The organism is Sulfuricurvum sp. (assembly GCF_028681615.1).
In the GTDB taxonomy this organism is placed as follows: Bacteria; Campylobacterota; Campylobacteria; order Campylobacterales; family Sulfurimonadaceae; genus Sulfuricurvum.
The window spans coordinates 201,683-219,291 of record NZ_JAQUHV010000001.1 but is presented as its reverse complement, the minus strand read 5'-3'; the positions used below and the strand labels follow the sequence as shown (position 1 = coordinate 219,291).

General features: G+C 44.7%; 17 protein-coding genes and 2 tRNA genes. 13 read left to right on the top strand and 6 right to left on the bottom strand.

The window, feature by feature from the left end:
* Positions 1-7 precede the first annotated feature (7 nt).
* Both PHE37_RS01160 and PHE37_RS01155 read right to left on the bottom strand, forming a co-directional pair.
* On the bottom strand, positions 8-190 hold the full coding sequence (locus tag PHE37_RS01160) for a hypothetical protein (RefSeq protein WP_299996490.1): 183 nt from the start codon (positions 188-190) through the stop codon (positions 8-10).
* Positions 190-345, bottom strand: coding sequence for a hypothetical protein (locus PHE37_RS01155; RefSeq protein WP_299996488.1), 156 nt, complete (start codon positions 343-345; stop codon positions 190-192). The genes PHE37_RS01160 and PHE37_RS01155 overlap by 1 nt, the downstream gene beginning before the upstream one ends.
* Positions 346-533: 188 nt before the next feature.
* On the opposite strand from PHE37_RS01155, the gene PHE37_RS01150 reads away from it, so the two are divergent.
* Positions 534-2,492 (top strand): EAL domain-containing protein, encoded by a 1,959-nt coding sequence (locus tag PHE37_RS01150; protein WP_299996485.1) that lies wholly within the window; start codon positions 534-536, stop codon positions 2,490-2,492.
* 135 nt (positions 2,493-2,627) lie between these two features.
* Here PHE37_RS01150 and PHE37_RS01145 read toward each other — a convergent pair whose 3' ends face one another.
* The 3 genes from PHE37_RS01145 to PHE37_RS01135 form a co-directional block, all read right to left on the bottom strand.
* Entirely contained in the window at positions 2,628-4,664 is a 2,037-nt protein-coding gene (locus PHE37_RS01145) for a TonB-dependent receptor (protein ID WP_300008105.1), read from the bottom strand.
* 194 nt (positions 4,665-4,858) lie between these two features.
* A tRNA-Glu gene (locus PHE37_RS01140) sits at positions 4,859-4,933 on the bottom strand.
* 20 nt (positions 4,934-4,953) lie between these two features.
* Positions 4,954-5,029, bottom strand: a tRNA-Lys gene (locus tag PHE37_RS01135).
* Between the two features lie 215 nt (positions 5,030-5,244).
* Here PHE37_RS01135 and PHE37_RS01130 point away from each other — a divergent pair.
* From PHE37_RS01130 to PHE37_RS01080, 11 genes are all read left to right on the top strand, one after another.
* Positions 5,245-5,592 carry a DUF3147 family protein gene (locus PHE37_RS01130; RefSeq protein ID WP_299997832.1) on the top strand — a complete coding sequence of 116 codons (348 nt, stop codon included), beginning with the start codon at positions 5,245-5,247 and terminating at the stop codon, positions 5,590-5,592.
* A gap of 25 nt (positions 5,593-5,617) precedes the next feature.
* Positions 5,618-6,010 carry a thioredoxin family protein gene (locus PHE37_RS01125; RefSeq protein WP_299997827.1) on the top strand — a complete coding sequence of 131 codons (393 nt, stop codon included), beginning with the start codon at positions 5,618-5,620 and terminating at the stop codon, positions 6,008-6,010.
* Positions 6,007-6,603: a pentapeptide repeat-containing protein gene (locus PHE37_RS01120; protein WP_299997829.1), complete on the top strand. Its 597-nt coding sequence runs from the start codon at positions 6,007-6,009 to the stop codon at positions 6,601-6,603. Before PHE37_RS01125 ends, PHE37_RS01120 begins: the two co-directional genes overlap by 4 nt.
* 18 nt (positions 6,604-6,621) lie before the next feature.
* Positions 6,622-7,533, top strand: coding sequence for a VWA domain-containing protein (locus tag PHE37_RS01115; RefSeq protein ID WP_300008102.1), 912 nt, complete (start codon positions 6,622-6,624; stop codon positions 7,531-7,533).
* Positions 7,530-9,053: a VWA domain-containing protein gene (locus PHE37_RS01110; protein ID WP_299996450.1), complete on the top strand. Its 1,524-nt coding sequence runs from the start codon at positions 7,530-7,532 to the stop codon at positions 9,051-9,053. The genes PHE37_RS01115 and PHE37_RS01110 overlap by 4 nt, the downstream gene beginning before the upstream one ends.
* Positions 9,034-10,149, top strand: coding sequence for a hypothetical protein (locus tag PHE37_RS01105; protein WP_299996453.1), 1,116 nt, complete (start codon positions 9,034-9,036; stop codon positions 10,147-10,149). Before PHE37_RS01110 ends, PHE37_RS01105 begins: the two co-directional genes overlap by 20 nt.
* 2 nt (positions 10,150-10,151) lie before the next feature.
* Positions 10,152-11,099 carry a MoxR family ATPase gene (locus PHE37_RS01100; RefSeq protein WP_299996456.1) on the top strand — a complete coding sequence of 316 codons (948 nt, stop codon included), beginning with the start codon at positions 10,152-10,154 and terminating at the stop codon, positions 11,097-11,099.
* Positions 11,100-11,102: 3 nt separating this feature from the next.
* The gene (locus PHE37_RS01095; RefSeq protein ID WP_299996459.1) at positions 11,103-11,936 is read left to right on the top strand and encodes a DUF58 domain-containing protein; all 834 of its coding nucleotides are present in this window, start codon (positions 11,103-11,105) and stop codon (positions 11,934-11,936) included.
* An 88-nt stretch (positions 11,937-12,024) separates the two neighbouring features.
* Complete coding sequence (locus tag PHE37_RS01090) at positions 12,025-12,423, top strand: hypothetical protein (protein WP_299996461.1); 399 nt, start codon at positions 12,025-12,027, stop codon at positions 12,421-12,423.
* Entirely contained in the window at positions 12,416-13,156 is a 741-nt protein-coding gene (locus PHE37_RS01085) for a hypothetical protein (RefSeq protein ID WP_299996464.1), read from the top strand. The genes PHE37_RS01090 and PHE37_RS01085 overlap by 8 nt, the downstream gene beginning before the upstream one ends.
* Complete coding sequence (locus tag PHE37_RS01080) at positions 13,153-14,292, top strand: hypothetical protein (protein ID WP_299996467.1); 1,140 nt, start codon at positions 13,153-13,155, stop codon at positions 14,290-14,292. Before PHE37_RS01085 ends, PHE37_RS01080 begins: the two co-directional genes overlap by 4 nt.
* A 1-nt stretch (position 14,293) precedes the next feature.
* Here the strand turns inward: PHE37_RS01080 and PHE37_RS01075 are convergent, their stop codons facing one another.
* A complete protein-coding gene (locus PHE37_RS01075) occupies positions 14,294-15,130 on the bottom strand; it encodes a prephenate dehydrogenase (RefSeq protein WP_299996470.1) in 837 nt (278 codons plus the stop codon).
* Between the two features lie 115 nt (positions 15,131-15,245).
* Here PHE37_RS01075 and bamA point away from each other — a divergent pair, with 115 nt between their 5' ends.
* Positions 15,246-17,510 carry an outer membrane protein assembly factor BamA gene (gene bamA / locus PHE37_RS01070; protein WP_299996473.1) on the top strand — a complete coding sequence of 755 codons (2,265 nt, stop codon included), beginning with the start codon at positions 15,246-15,248 and terminating at the stop codon, positions 17,508-17,510.
* Positions 17,511-17,609: the final 99 nt, after the last annotated feature.

The following is a 17,609-nucleotide window of genomic DNA, read 5'->3' as shown; positions in this document are numbered from 1 at the left end:
GACGGGCTTAGCTTTTGTTGCAGTCGCGATCTTTGCCGAAGATACAGCGACCGTTCGTAATGAGTTTTCGGATAAGGAAAAAGAGTGCGACAGAGGCTATGAGAGCGCTCGAGAGCGCCTGTATCATTAGCCCGTTTGTATAAAAAGCGATAGTAGCAACGATAAATGCAATGGTAAGGATAAAACACATTATTCGGTTTTTTCTTTGACGTAAGCGGCCCCGTGATTCACTTGTTCTTTGGTCCATTCGACAGAATGGGAAGTATCCTCTTTCACGCCGTGCCATGTTGCGGAACAGCCGGATAAAAATACGAATGCTAGGGTAGTGTAAAGGAAAGATTTCATATGATTGCCTCCTACTATAAAATTAGAAAATTGTAACGGAGAAATGTTAACATAGTAAAATCTTTTCCTTTGAGTATAATAACACCTTACTAAGTAGCATCAGGCTTTAAAATTGTCCCTAGCAATTTTTTCAGGGATAGTTTGTTTTTGAATTACTTTAGTTTGATGCAGGAATCGGTCGAAAGCAAATGTCATATAAAACAACCTATACAAAAATAGCAGCAAAAATTATATTTGTCACAATGGTTATAACGCTTGTTTTTGCGTTTGTCTACGGTGAATATATGAAGCGTAATGCTATTACGAATCTTGCGCATATCGATGCTAAAAAAACCAGTCTACTTGTTTTTGAAGCACTCTATTCGGCAATGCAGAGAGGTTGGAATAAAGATGACCTCAATGAGATCATCGGCAGATTGAACAATGTTGATAAAAATATGAAAATCAATGTCTATCGAAGTGAAATCGTTGCGCAGCGTTTTGGAGAAATTGAAAAAGACAAGAAAGCCCGAACTACCGATAAAGATATTATGACAGCCATTCACGGCAAAGAGGTTCTCAGTATATCGGAATCTGACCTTATCAAATACTACTATCCCGTCAAGGCAAAAAGTGATTGTCTTAAATGTCATACGAATGCAACGGTCGGCGATACGCTCGGTGTAATTGATGTCTCCTATCCTATCGAAGATTTGAAAATATCTCTGAGTGAGATGATTAATTTTTTCATTTTGTTTATTGTGATTTTTTCATTAACCGTTTATGCAGCTATATTTGTAGAACTCAGACAGTATTTGATAAAGCCGATCAAAAATTTCGTGAACGTCATTAAAAGTATTACCGCATCTAACGACATGAAAAAACGGGTAAATATTGATGATAACATTGAAGAGATAGATTCCATTAAAAATGTCTTTAACTCAATGCTTGATTCCATAGAACATCAATTCTATTATGACAGCCTAACCGGTCTTGAAAACAGAAGAAGGTTGACTGAAAGACTTGAAGAAAAAGCAAACGTGTTTTTAATGATCATAAATATCGATGCTTTTCAGGAGATAAATGATCTTTACGGCGATCCGGCCGGCGACATTATTTTAAAAGAGTTCGCTCTGTATTTACAAGAGATTATGCCGAAACATAACGGTCTTTACCGACTCCATTCGGACGAATTCGCCCATGTTTGCAATATGGGAATGAGTCTGCATGAATATAAAATATTCGCTTCGTTAATCAGCGAAAAAATCTCGCGTAAAAGCTTTACGATCAGCGAAACAAGTGAAGTGAGTTTAAGTGCGACGATGGGTATATCCCATGGTTCGGAATCATTGTTAATGAATGCGGACATAGCACTAAAACTTGCTAAAAAAAGTAAAAAGAATTTTCTGATATATGATGATTCAATGGCGATGGCAAAAGAATACGAGAAAAATTTTGAATGGACCAAACGCCTTAAAAGAGCGATAGAAGAAGATAAAATAGTTCCTGTTTTTCAGCCGATCGTCGATACAGTGACTCAAAAAATTGTTAAGTATGAAGCACTCATGCGTATGGTTGACCATAATGGCTCCTATATCGCACCGATTCATTTTTTAGACCTTGCCAAAAAGAATAAATTGTATCATCAGCTGACAAATATAATTGTAGAAAAAACATTGAAAATATTTAAGGACTTGCCGTATATTGTTTCGATCAATATTTCCGTTGAAGATATTATCAATAAAGATACCAACAATTTTATCCTGAAAAAATTGCAAGAATCCAATATGGGTTCGCAAATAGTTTTTGAAATTATCGAATCAGAAGGGATCGAAAACTTTGAACAGGTGCTGGAATTTATCGACAGCGTAAAACAATACGGAGCTAAAATCTCTATCGATGATTTCGGAACAGGATATTCTAACTTTGAATATCTTATGAAGCTCAAGGTCGATTACATAAAAATCGATGGCTCGATGATTAAAAACATCGATAGTGACGAAAATGCTAAAATGATTACGAAAACAATCGTTGATTTTGCCAAAAGCATGAACATTCAGACCGTCGCAGAGTTTGTACACTCCAAAAATGTTTACGAGAAAGTCAAGGATTTGGAAGTAGATTTTTCACAGGGGTATTATTTCGGAGAACCTGTCGCTACAGTTTAGGCAATCATTTTGTTTAGATCACCTCTATGGAGATTAACCTTCATCGGCGACAACCGCAAATCCGCACCCGTGTTCTCCGGCCCAAGCCGAGTGGAACAGTGCAGGAGATTTCAAAAAAATAGTGCTGAAGCGAGATTAATACCGATAAGTTAGATTAAAACGGTATGATCTGGGTTCACCGGGGTGAACCATGTGATCTAATACACCCGATCCTTCTGAAGCCAATTTAGATTCATAAAAATATTCAATGTCGTTGGTTTCTCGATTGAACACGTTATAGATATCCATACTTGCATCTAAATTTTTCGCGATGTGATAGCCTGCTTTTAGATTGACAAGTGTTGATGGTTCTGAACGTACTGAATTATCTTCAATCAATGCACGACTGCCGAAATAGCGCAAACGCATACCTCCGAACCAATCATTATAATCGTTGATTGAAATGCCTACTGAGACGACTTTTTCAATCGCTTCAGGAACATATTTTCCCCCTGTTATATCAGGATATTTATAGCGGGCTTGAGAGACTGCTACGTCTGCATCCAAAATAAACCAATCCGATGGAGTCCAATAGTTTGCCCATTCGATCCCCTGCCGTCGTGATTTTCCCGTCGGTTCCGTACCGCCCGTATCCCCTGCAAATACGAGTTCAGAATCGCTATCCATCATCCAAAAAGCCAAGGAAGTTTCTAACCCCGTAATCGAGCGGTTTTGAATACCGATTTCAGCTCCTTTGGTTCGCACTAGTGGAGTTGCGGGATTGCTTGAAGCACTAATTCCGCGCGCATCGTTGCTATGGAAACCGTACCCTCCGTTTAAAAAGAATTGAGTCTCTTCCCACGGTCCGAAAATAAAATTGAGTTTCGGGCTAGCGATTGAAGCGTATTTCGTGGCTGAGTTAGCACTATTAACATCACTTTCCACATTGAAACAGTACGTATCAAATCGAATTCCCGGAATCATACGAACCTTATCGCTGAGTGAGAGTTCATTTTGATAATAGAGGGCTGCAGTAGTGATTTTGACTTTATCCGAAGTCATTGTATTGAGCCAACTTCGACTTTTTGTATGATTGAGAGCAACATCAACGGAGTCATGTCTCACCTGTAATCCATAAGAAGCGATAGAATCCATTCCAAAAATTGATCCGACCCGAACTTGCCCGATATTTCCACCGGCGATGATACGGGACTCTTTTTGCTGGAACTGATCCCCATTGACGGGATCATTGAGAAAATAGGTAAAGTTTGAAAAAAGATCCAAGCCATAGTCAATAATATAGGCATTGGCTTTTGTTGTGACTCTATTATCGTGTCGTTCAAATTCTCCGCTTAGACTGTAACGGTGGGTGATTCCGCCATCACTCGGATCAAGCGATCCATAGCGCCCTATAACACCAGAATCGATGGCTCGTACGGGGACATGATTGGTGGCATCCCAATCCCCTTTGTACCCCATTGCGGTCACTTTATAGCGGTTTCTCCCTTCTTCTTTGGTGTAACTGACGATACCGTTGAATCGTTTATACCTTTCCGGATGTTCCCATGGCCCATCATTATAAAAATATTCCATTCCATACAGTAATGTTCCGCCCTTAAGTTCAAACGAATCGGCATTGAGCAACCGTTTGTGTCCGAAACTGCCTAACGAGAGACTAGCGATTCCTTGATCCATTGCATCCGCATAATTGATGTGTGCACTTCCTGTGGAAGCAAAATCTCCTTCTTCGGCATAGTAAGGACCTTTTTTATAGGTAATTTCTGAAATTAATTCCGGGATTAAGAAATTTAGATCGTTATACCCTTGACCGTGTGCGTGAGTCGGAAGATTGGTTGGCATACCATTGAGTGTTGTGTAAAAATCGGTTCCGTGATCGAGGCTGAATCCTCTAAGAAAGTATTGGTTTGCTTTCCCATCTCCGCTGTGCTGTGTGACGATAAGTCCCGGAACCGTCTCTAGCACTTCCGCAGGACGGAGAATCGGTCGATTAGAGAGTTGTTCTGCAGTTACGGTTCCTTCACTCGATGCATCCGTCTCAACAAAATCTATTGTTTGAGCTTTGACAGTGATTTTCGGTAATACTAAATCGTGAATACTTTGTTCACCTCCTGCGTAAACCGATACTGAATACAAGACATTGGCTAGTATGATAGAAACGTATAATTTTCTCATGTATCACTCCATGTTTTAATGAAGAGATTATTACGAGTTACAATAAAAGTGAATTGACATTCATATGTTCTTATATATAAATGGGACTAAAATTGTTATTTATGTCGTGGAAGTAAATAGAATAATAGGAAGAAACCAGGTTAGCTGAGAAAACTTAAAGTGATTGAAAATAAATAATAAAGGGAGTTTAAAGTTGGTGACCCCAACGAGATTCGAACTCGTATGGCCAGAATGAAAATCTGGAATCCTAACCATTAGATGATGGGGCCACATAAATGCGGTTGAAAAGTGGTGTCTCGTGATGGATTCGAACCATCGGCCCCCTCATTAAAAGTGAGATGCTCTACCGGCTGAGCTAACGAGACATGAAATAACAATAAACTGTTCCAGCACAATTTATGGACGGGAATTATAGCGGTTGTAACCTTTTTTGTCAATAGAATTTGAGTGAAAATGGAACTAATAGCGTATTTTTTCTCGTAAAGTGCTCAAGAGGGGAATTAACACGAGTCTTTGGGGAGTGTTTCATGATAAAATAATACTTTATAGAAGATATAGGGAACAGGAGAATATCATCGTGATGTATTACATTATCAAAATCGTCATTACCACTTTCTTGATAGTGTTGATTTCAGAGATTTCAAAAAGAAGCTCATTCATCGGTGCTCTGCTCGCTTCTATTCCGTTAATGTCGGTACTCGCAATGCTTTGGCTGTATGTCGATACGAAAGATGTTTCTAAAATCAGTATGCTCTCAACGAGTATTTTTTGGCTGGTACTGCCATCGTTAGCGTTATTCGTAACGCTCCCTTTTTTACTGAAGCAAGGGATAAATTTTTATCTGAGTCTTTCAGTCTCTATCATTGTAACGATGCTATGTTATTGGCTCATGGTGACGGTACTAAATCAATACGGCATTAAATTATAATAATACTATCAAATGAGGGGAGAGAATGATCAAATTCTTTTTTACAGTGTGGATGATGGTGGCTGCGGGGAGCGCTGCGCCGATTCAAACGGATGAGCAGTTTAAAACCGCCGTTGCATCGATGGGGACAGAGAATAAGTTGGTGTTGATGATCTATACCACGGATGATTGTCCCGAATGTGCGTATATGAAACAAAAAGTGTTTCACGATAAAGCGGTTGAGGCGTATATGAAGCGTAACTTCGTCGTGATAGAAAAAAATGTCCATAAAAGCAAACTCCCTGACGGATATGATTTCTTCGGGATTCCGACGATGTTTTTTATCGACAAAGCGGGGAATAAAAAAGAGACGATTGTGGGGAGTAAACGCGCACAACCGTTTTTGACTGAACTGCACCGCATTCGGGGGATTCAATGAAAAAAGCGGTGATGGCTCTTTTGGTAGGAATGTCACTGAGTGCGTACGATGCCGCCCATCTGAAAAAAGCGCTGGAGGATAAAGAGTGCGTCGGATGTGACCTGCGCGGGGCAAATCTCAGCCAAAACGATTTTAGCGGAGGCGATTTTCACGGCAGTGATCTCAGCGGTGCGGATTTGCATGAGAGTCTTTTCGAGATGGGAGATTTCAGCGATTGCAATCTCAGCGGGGCAAATGCGCAAAAAGCTCTTTTTTGGAAAGGGACGATGCAAAGAGCGGATTTGACCGGTATCCATGCCCAAGGGGCCAATTTTAAAGGGGTTCATCTGGAACAAAGCACTTTGAATTCTGCGGATCTTCGCTCAACCAAGAGCTGGAAAGCCAATTTTACGGACGCACATTTTGCGAAAACGGATTTTACCGATGCGGAGCTGGGGGATGCAAAGTTTATCCGAAACGATCTGCGCTCCGTTAAAATGAAAGACACTTTATTATGGCAAACCCGTTTCAGCGATGTCGTCATGAGCAAAGCCCAATGCGTGCATGCCAAAAAAGAAGAGGCTGTTTTGGGTGCACATGTTTCGTGCCGGTAAAAGGGTTATAATTATCGTATGAATGTATGGTCGTTTGATTTTCCATGGGCATTTTTACTGCTGATACCACTGCTCTATTGTCTGTATAAATGCAAAATCACTCCAAATCCCCGCTATTTTCCTCACTTGCATTTTTTTGGTGCAGTCGGAAAATGGCGCAATCTCGAATGGCTGCTCAAGGCTCTGGCCGTTATGCTGATGGTGGGGGCATTGGCAACTCCCGTGGTTGTAGACTTCTCCGATCCGCGCAATCGCAACGGGATCGATATGGTGCTCGCCCTCGATGGGAGCGGATCGATGAATGCATCCGGTTTTGCCGATGCCGGGTCTCGTGAGAGCCGGTTTGAAATCGTCCAAAAAATCGCCTCTGATTTCGTGATGAAGCGCCTCGAAGACAATGTCGGAGTCGTATTGTTCGGAGATTTCGCTTTTATAGCGACTCCCGTGACGTATGAAAAAGAGATTATCGCCGAAATGATCGGATATTTAAATCACGGAATGGCAGGGCAGAATACGGCGATCGGTGAAGGGATAGCCCAATCCGTACGCGCACTGCGCGATTCCAAGGCACGCAGTAAAGTGATTATCCTCCTAACTGACGGAGAGAACAACAGCGGTTCGATCTCTCCCAAAGAGGCGGTTAAGATGGTGCAGAGAGCCGGGATAAAGCTCTATACGATCGGAATCGGAAAACCGGGAGAGTTTGATAATGCACTTTTGAAGCAACTGGCTGCGGATGGGGGCGGGAAATTTTTTGCCGCTACGAATCAAAAAGAGTTGAAGGCGGTGTACGATGAGATCAATACACTCGAGCGTTCATCGATTAAAAGCAAACAGCATACTTTTTTTACCCACTATTATCAGTGGCTTCTGGCTCCTGCCCTGATGATTGTGCTGATATTGATGTGGAGAAGGAGGGTGTGGGTATGAGTTTTCTTTCCCCCTTCTGGCTGATCGCTTTTGTTTTGGTTTTAGGGTATCTGTGGATGGCGCGGCGTAAGAGTTGGAACATGCAAGTATGGCTGCTGGTTTCGATGAGCTTTATGATCCTCTCCCTGGCCCGTCCGGTGATTTCACAAAAGCCGGTTACGGTGGATGAAGCGGGTTCCGATGTGATTATGGCGGTGGATTTGTCGTATTCGATGCGGGGGACGGATATTTCTCCCAGCCGTCTGGAAGCTGCAAAAAGATTGCTGAAGGAAGTAGTGCACAGCGATCACCGCGATCGTTTCGGTGTGATAGGGTTTACGACCAGTGCGATCGTCCTTTCTCCTTTGACAAAGGATACGGAGCTTCTCGAACATTTGTTTAACTCTCTGGACGAATCGCAGATCATTACCAAAGGGACCGATGTGATGAGCGCGCTGGAGCTGGCGCGAAAAATGTCCCATGCCGCCCGTCCGATCGTGATTCTGCTCACCGACGGTGGAGATGACAGCTCCTATCTCAAAGAAGCGGAGTTTATCCGCGACAACAACTTGGCGGTGAGTGTCGTGATGCTTGCTACCCATGAGGGGAGTACGCTTCCGATGCCGGATGGGTCGTTTCTCAAAGACGAAGCGGGCCATATCGTGGTCAGTGCCCGCAATGACGCGATTGAAGCGCTTATTCATGAGGGGAGAATGATCCAGGGTCAAGACAGTGATGCGGTGCGTACGCTTATCGATGATGCCCGTCAGGAGGATTTTGCAGGGAGTACGTCGGTGATGCGGTATCAGGAACTGTTTTACATTCCGCTCTTTATTGCCTTGCTCGCTTTCATCGCCGCCTTTACCTCTATCGGCGAGAGAGTGTCGCGGGCATTGGTTCCCTTGGCAGCACTGATCGGATTGTCGGCGCATGGGGGCGTTTTGGATTTCGGCTATCTTTATTTGGCGAAACAAAATTATCTGCACGGGAACTTTGAACGCTCAGCTGATCTGTATCGCCATGTCGAAGGGGATAAGGCCCGTTATAACCGTGCCAATGCGCTCTATAAAGATGGGAAATATCAGGAGGCATTGAGCCTTTATCACTCGATCCGTTCGGACGATAAACAGTTTAAAGCCAATGTTTTTTACAATATGGGTAATTGTCATATCCGTCTTCAGGAGTTTGCCCAGGCACGAGAAGCGTATCTGAAATCGTTGACACTGCGCTATACGAAAGCCGCGGATCAGAACCTCTATGCGATTGAGGATGTGCAGGAACAAAAAAGCCTCAGTGTCCGTAAAGAGAAAAAAGATAATTTTTCTGCCGATGAGAACAAACCTACGGGAGAGAAAAAAACCTCGAAAGAGGGGGGCGGATCGAACATGAAAACCGATACGGCATCCGGAGGCGGGGGAGATGAGGGGAAAAAGACCGACAGTGACCCTCGTTTTTCAATGTCGCAAGGGAAGGCAAAACTCAGTTCCCGCCAATATGAGTTGATTAATCAAAGGAGTGTGCATGAGACGAAGCCTTGGTAGGGTTGTGATCCTAATCCTCTTATTTCCTCTGTACGTATGGGCAGAGGCATACCATTGGCAGCTTGTCGAATCTCCTAAATCGCTTCGTGTGGGACAAAGTGCCCTTGCCCGATATGAATGTCTTTTTGATGGAAGTGCGACCGAATATTCGATCAAGTTGAATCTAAAAGAAAATACAGACTATGCTATAAGCATCTTGCGGGAACAAGACCGAGTTGTCAAAGGGAAGAGAATAAACTCGTTTGAACTCATCATCACCCCTAAAAGAAGCGGTTCCATTGAAGTCAATTTGGATGGGACAGTAGAATATGTTCCTCCCGGAGCAATTGATTATAATGCCCATCTTGGGCGTGATAACATCAGTAAAGAGGATATTGTCGAAACAAAGACGCATCTTCCCTCTTTCAAGCTGATTGCCCAGTCAAACAGTGCGGCATTGATCGGAAATATTACACTTGAAGCTCGTATGGATCATACAAGTGTCCGTGCTTACGAGCCTCTGCATCTGAGTCTGTTTATCAAAGGTTCAGGAAACTTGGATCAGTTCGTCCCGTATGAACTCAATATCAGTGGAGTGAAGGTATTTGCCGAACCGCCTCAAAAATCACTCTCTCCTTCAAAAGACGGCTATTCGGGTGAGGTACGACAAGAGTTTGCTCTGGTCGCAGAAAAGCCGTATACGATACCGTCACTGCGTCTAAGTGTGTTCGATACGGTACACAATCGGATGAAAATGCTGCAAAGCGCTCCGTTACAGGTAGAAGTGAGCGAGGGGTATGATATCTCCTCTTTGCTCGATGCTCCCGATCTGACCGATACGTCGACACTAAAACGGTACGCCTTTTATACTATGCTGATTGCTTTCGGGGTTCTCCTCGGAGAGATTGCAAGACGCCTTTGGAAACATCGGCCGCGCCGAAAAACGGCTCAGTTTTGGGAAAAAGCCGGAAATACGAAAGAACTGGTATTGATGTTGGCTCTGAGCGGAGATAAGCGCTATGATGTGATTATCAATGCACTTGAATCAAATACGATCGGTTTAAGCGAAGCCAAAAAGAAATTAAGTACACTCACAATAGAAAAAGAGGTAAATTAACAATGACAGATATTATTAATCAAATACGCTCCGAAATGGCCAAAGTCGTTGTCGGTCAGGAAAAGATGATTGACGGATTGTTGATCGGATTATTGTGTGACGGACATATCCTCATCGAGGGGATTCCGGGACTGGCAAAAACGACGACGGTCAAAGCACTCTCTTCGGCTTTGGGACTCGGATTTAAGCGGGTACAGTTTACCCCTGATTTGCTGCCGAGCGATATTTTGGGGGCTGAGGTGTATGATCCGAAAAACAATGCGTTCAAAATTAAAAAAGGGCCTATTTTTACGAACCTCCTCCTCGCCGATGAGATCAACCGTGCCCCCGCGAAAGTACAGTCCGCACTGCTCGAAGTGATGCAGGAACGTCAGGTGACGCTTGGGGATGAGAGTTTCAAGCTCTCCCCTCCGTTTCTCGTTATGGCGACGCAGAATCCGATCGAAAACGAGGGGGTTTATCCCCTCCCTGAAGCGCAGCTGGATCGTTTTATGCTCAAAATTACGGTCGGTTACAACAGTGCCGAAGAGGAACTCTTTATTGCCCGCCGTGTTGCCTCATCGACTGCGGAAGCGATTAATGCCGTCATTGATTTGGATACGCTCACTATCCTCAAGGAGAAGGTCAAAACGATCCATATCGATGAAGAGGTGGAACGCTATATGATTACGCTCGTCAGCGCAACGCGTGAACCGGAAAAATTCGGACTCGGATCAATCAAACGCTATCTGCAGTTCGGTGCCAGCCCACGTGTCAGTATCGATATGTTCAAAGCGGTACGTGCCGTAGCCTTTTTGCGGGGGAAAACATTCGTTACACCGGGTGATATCGCCTCGATCATTAAAGAGCTGATGCGTCACCGTATCGTACTGAGCTACGAAGCGGAAGCGGAGGGGATTGCAATCGACGATTTGATCGAGCAGATCATCAAAGCGGTACCGATACCTTAACCGATGAAAAATACTCGCCACATTCTCCTCAAAGCCCGACGCCAGATTATCGGCGATCGTATCGGTAACAACCCTTCCATGTTCCGTGGCGAAGGGTATGACTTTATCGAACTGCGCGAATATGTCAGCGGAGACGATACCCGTCATATCGACTGGAATATCACCGCAAAGATGCAGCGTCCGTTTGTGAAAGTATTCAGAGAAGAGCGGGAACTATCTGTCGTTACAGTTGCAATGCTGGGGGGAAGCCTCCATTTCGGGCACGAGCAGTTCAAGATCGAATCCCTTGCGGAAGCGGTAGCGTTGATCGGCTATTCGGCACTCGCCAACGGAGATTTGTTTACCCATATCAATTTTTCCGAAACGCTGCGGGATGAGGTGCGGGCGAGCAAAAAGCGCTTCGCCGTCGCGCAAAGCGTTGAAACGATTTTAGGCTCGGAACTGCTCCACCATCATGCCGATTACAATGTTATGGCAACGACCCTTTATCGACGGCTGAAACGGCGTTCCCTGATCGTCGTGCTCGGCGATTTTTTCGAGATTCCCGATTTGCGGCTGTTGGCGAAAAAACATGAAGTTGTCGCCATCGTGGTGAGAGATCGTTTTGAAGAGAAACCGGAACCGATGGGGTTTAGCGCATTGATCGACCCGGAAAGCGGAGCGGTCTTGGAGGGGGATTTCAATGCCCGGAGCGTTCGTAAATATCATGAGCGGGTCCGCGAACACGATGCCGCGTTATTCGATCGTCTACGACGTGATGGGATCAGAGCGACCAAACTGTACACGGACGGATCGGCTTCGGTAACCCTTCGCCGTTTATTTGAGGGAAGAGTATGATGTATTTATTCTGCTCGCTTTGCGAACTAGCTTCAGAACCACAGCGGCCAGCGAAGCCGATTAGGCTTTGCTCGAGAGGCGTACAATAATGGCTCAGATGGCAGATATTCCGGTGAATGATATCGCACCGCTGGTCGAGATACATGATTACACGATTTACCTCTTTGCAGGGAGTATTACAATCGGCATCGTCGTATCACTCTCTCTTGTTTTTTTCATCCTCAAAAAATTACGCAACCGACGCCTCAGCGAACGCCATAAAGCGTATAAGGCGCTGGAATCGATCAGTTTGAGCGAGCCGAAATCTGCGGCGTATGCGATCAGCCGCATCGGGTATTTCTTTTCGAATGATAATGAACGGACCCATCAGGCCTATCATAATCTTTTTGAACGTTTGGCCCCGTACAAATATGCTCCCGTAGTGGATGCCATCGATGAGGAGACTCTGGGGTATTACCGCCTTTATCTAGAGATCATTGATGTTTGAGGACGTCTATTTCCAGTTTCCGAAACTGGGATTTCTTGTTTTCTTTTTTTTGGCGTGTGAAGCGCTCTGTCCGCTGCGCTCCAACCCTCTCTATTTTCCCAGAACGGCAATGTTCAGCGATGTGGGAGTAAAACCTCCGATATGGATATGGATAGCCAAATGGGGGATGATTTCACTGTTGATCGTAGCGTTGATGTCACCCGTACGTGATCTGCAAATGCCCCGCCACGGCGGCGGATGGGATATACTTATAGTCCTCGATCCCTCAATCAATAAACCTGAAGTGCGTGCCGAAATCGCCTCTTTTATCGATCGTCGTCCGGATGAGCGAATCGCATTGTGGATCCCTCCGGACACGGTAGTTCCGATGACGTATGAGCATGATGTGCTCAAATCTATTCTGATGCAGACACCGATACATGATCTCTCCGAATCGGTTCAACGAACCATCGGCCGTTTTTTCGCTACATCCGGGGAGGGGAGAGGATTGGCCGTTATTGTTTCAGATACTCCCGATGCATTCGTTAAATCACTCCCCTCAGGAGTCCAAACGGCATTTGTCTCTCCTCTCAAAGATCGCCATTGGATCGATACGCTAAGCCGTAAATATCCTTCGTATAAGGTTCAGGAGACACACCGATATTTTGAGTATTACTATATCTATCCTCTTTTTTTAGCCTTTTTATTTCTGCTGGCGTATCTGTACGGACGGAATCAAAAGGGGATAAAATGACCTTTTTGCACAGTGAATTTTTCTTTTGGATGCTGCCGGGTGTTATCGTACTTTTTTATTTTTGGCAGACCCAAAAAGCTCCTCAATCCGCCCCTTTTAGCGAAAAGACACTGGCTCAGCTCAGAGCGCCTGAAATTACGATGGGGCTTCGCGGACGCAATACTTTGTTTTTGATTGCTTCTATTTTACTGATAATCGCGATGGCACAGCCTGTGATACTGGATGAGGATGCAATAGGAGAGGGGAGCGCCGATGTCGTGATGGCGCTGAACCTCTCAAAAAAATCACGTGAGGCGTTCGAAGCGGAGAAAGCCTCTGCGATTGATACGGTTCGTCATCTGCGGGGAGAAAATATCGCTTTGGTCGGATACGATACGCAACTGTACCGGATATCGCCTCATAGCACCGATACGGATATGCTGGTAACTCTGATTGAAGGGCTGGATGCAGATGTCATGGTTCGCGACGAGAGTAACAGGGCTATAGTCGGGAAACTGGGTTCAAAGGATGTAAAAGTACTCATCGGCGACCCGCTTACGGAAGTGAATACGCCGTTTTCAGAAGTTACGGAGAAAATAGAAAAAATAAAAAAATCTCAACGCCTCTATGCGCATGTCCCTCTCTTTACCTATCCGCTCGGATTGGCGATGCTGCTGATATGGATCGCCCTCTCCTCTATGAGCAAACGGCTGAGTGTCCCCCTTGTCGCAGTGTTATTTATGGTATCGATCGGTGAGGCCCCCTCGAGGGCGGGAATGTTGGATTTTCGAATGTTGCGGGAGGGATACAGCGCGTATGAGCAGGAAGAGTATCGCCGAAGTGCCGAATATTTCAAACGCTATCAAACAATCCACGACTCGCCTGAAATACGATACAACCTCGCAAATGCCCTCTACAAAGCCGGTGAGTACCAAAAAGCGTGCTACTGGTATCGGCATGTATACACAAACAATCGGTTATTGGCACAAAGAACAGCCTATAATCTCAGTGTGTGTGAACAGCACATAGCGCATGATTTACATGATACGGCAGAGATGAAATCGGAGAGTCTCAGTGAAGAATTATTGGAAGATACGGCTCATACACCGATAAAACCGGCGGGTGAAAAAGTGAAAACCAGACTCTATTCGATGTGATTCACGAAAAGATTTCGTAGAGCTTATTCGCCCCCTTCATCTCTTTGCGCAACTCGGTATAGTCTTCATTTTTAAGGGCAGTTTTGAGGGTGTGCAGCTCTCTTTCGAATAACTCGACCGCTTCCAGGACATTGTCACGGTTTTGACGGAAAATATCTTCCCACATTGCAGGTGAACTTTTTGCCAAACGGCTCATGGAACGGAATCCCCCGGCAGCGAGGGTTAGGATATTCTCTTTTTCCTCTTGGGCTAACACGGTGTTGGCAAGTGCATAAGAGATGACGTGGGGCATATGGCTGATAAATGCCGCATGTCGATCGTGCTGCGCCGCACCCATAGTATGCACCTGCATCCCGATAGAGCGGAAAATACGCAATGCGATGTCGCGTTGAGCGGCGCCGCTGTGTTCGAGGTCACACAATACGACAACTTTATCGGCATAGAGCCCTTCGAGAGCAGCATTGGGACCGAATTGCTCAGTTCCCGTCATCGGATGTGCCGGAATAAAGTTTTCACGTATGCAAGGGGGAACCGCATCGACGATAGGGGCCTTGGTACTTCCCAAATCGATCAGCGTTTTATCGCTTCCCTCAAGATCGGTACACTCATTCAAGAGTGTGATAACGCCGTTGACCGGAACAGCTAGGAAGATAACATCGCACTCTTCTTTGAGTTTGGAAAATGGGACGATAGCCTGCACTAATCCGCGCGCCAACGCAATGCGCTGGTGCTCTTCATTGTGGTCGCTTCCGACAATTGAGGTGACAAAAGAGATATGCTTGAGGGCCAAAGCCATCGATCCCCCCATCAATCCCAACCCGACTATCCCTATTCGCATTCGTTTCCTTTTAGCTTAATTAGCGCTATTTTAGCCGCTTTAAGTTTAATTTACGGAACATTAATCATGTAAGTGATAGAATGAGAGACTATTTTAACGCAACGGAAATCTTGGCTTGAAAACAATTACCCTCTCATTGATAGTCGCAAGCGCGTTGGCGCATGCATCTACGCAAAATGTCCAATCGATTCAGTATGACGGCATGGTCCATATATCCGAGGCGGTTGCTAAACGTCTCAATGAAGTCAAAATCGGAGCTCCTTTGGACGCGGTTGCAGTTGACAAGACAATTAAAAACTTCTTCGATCAAGGGTATTTTGAAGATATTTGGGCAGAAGAGAACGACGGAAAAGTGACGTTCCATTTCAAAGAGAAACCGATCATTTCTAAAATCGAGCTCAAAGGGTACAAAGAGAACGATGAAGAGGCTAAAAAGACACTCTTGCAGATCGAGAAGGGGGCTTTATACGATGAAAAACGGCTTGAAAGCGCAAAAAAACGGATTATCGATGCGTTAAGTCAAGACGGAAAAATCGATTCAGTCGTCGAGATTGATACGACTAAACTCGATAACGGGAGTATGCAGGTTACGTTTATTGTCAATGAAGGGGAAGAGATCATTATCAAAAAAGTTCACTATGCGGGAGTCGTTACCCAAGACAGTGATGAATTTAACAGTATGATCGCCAATAAAGAGCACCAATTCATGGGTTGGATGTGGGGACGCAATGACGGTAAAATGAAACTCAGCGAGCTGCAATACGATCCGTTGCGTATCCGCGATTTTTACATGCAGCGCGGATTTTTGGATGCGAAAGTGGACGAACCGTTTGTTCAGGTCGATTTTGACCACTATACGGCCCAAATGGATTACACCATTTTCGAAGGGGATGTTTACCGTGTCAGCGATATTCTTGTTTTTCAAGACACTCCGGTGATTGCGGATAAAGATATATTGAGCGTTATCAGTCTCGAAAAAAACAAGCCGTTTAACATTAAAACATTCCGAGACGATGCGGATCGGATTAAAACCAAAATCGCCGATTTGGGATATGCATATGTGCAGGTATTGCCTGATTTGAAAAAAGACAAAGAGGGTAAAAGCGTTGATGTCGTCTATCGCATCGTTCCGGGTAAAAAAGTTCATATCCGTAATGTGGTTGTTTCAGGAAATAGCCGTACATTAGACCGTGTAGTACGCCGTGAACTTTTCTTGGCACCGGGCGATTTGTATAGCCTTACCAATCTCAAAGATTCCCGTAATGCGATCGGGCGAACCGGATATTTCGAGAGCAATACGATTGAAGAGAAGCGGATTGACGATGAGTCGATGGATTTGATCGTTCAGACCAAAGAGGCACCGACCGGAAATATCCAGTTGGGTGGAGGATACGGAAGCTTCGGCGGTATCTTGATGAGTGTTGCGGTGAGTGACCGTAATATTTTCGGTTCGGGGATCAACGTCGGGGTAAACCTTGAAAAATCTCAACGGACACAAAACTATTCATTTAATGTTTCAAATCCCCGTCTAAACGACAGCGATTTCAGCGGTAATTTCTCGGTTAGTAAAACATCAACCAAATACAGCAGTTATACGATCAATTCCAATGGACTCAGTATCGGTACAGGACATCGCTTTAGTCGATATATAACCGGATATTTAGGGTACAACTACTCCCAAAACAGCTATACCGATGTCAATAATACGGGGATCACTACGACTACAACAACAATAGATCCCCGTTATTATGCGAACTATACCAAAAGTTCAGCCTCGGTTTCGGCTACGTTTGATAACACTGACGATTACTATATTCCGCGCGAAGGGATGGTGGTCTCTCAGAGTTTTGAAAAAGCGGGATTGGGTGGAGATACCGATTTTTGGAAAAGTAAAACCAGTTTCGGTATATACCGAGGGCTTCAAAAATTGACCGATTTTGACTTGATTTTACGCTACAAAGCCCGCTTTAATTATGTGAAAAACAGCGGAAGCCAAGATACAGATTTGCCAATCGGAGAAAAATATTATATGGGGGGGATCGGTTCGGTTCGCGGATATCAAAGCTATTCCCTTTCTCCGACACAAGGGTTGGATATCAATAATAAACCGTTTAAAATCGGCGGAACCCAAACGTTCTCGAATAATCTTGAATTCAGTTTCCCACTTGTTCCTGAGGCGAAGATGCGGGCAGCCGCTTTTGTCGATTACGGGATGATCGGAGACAGCAGCCTAACTGAAATCAAACGGGGAGGTTATGGGGTGTCTTTAGAGTGGTTTAGCCCAGTAGGACCGTTACAGCTCGTATTCGCCAATCCAATCGGGAATAAAGCGGGTGATAACGTCACCCACTTTGAATTTACCATCGGACAACGATTCTAACACTATTTACTGCTATAACGTCATCGGAGCAAAGCCCCGATGACTACGCTAACGCTAAGTTTACTTCGGCAGTAGGCCCAAAATCACTTGTGATTGTAT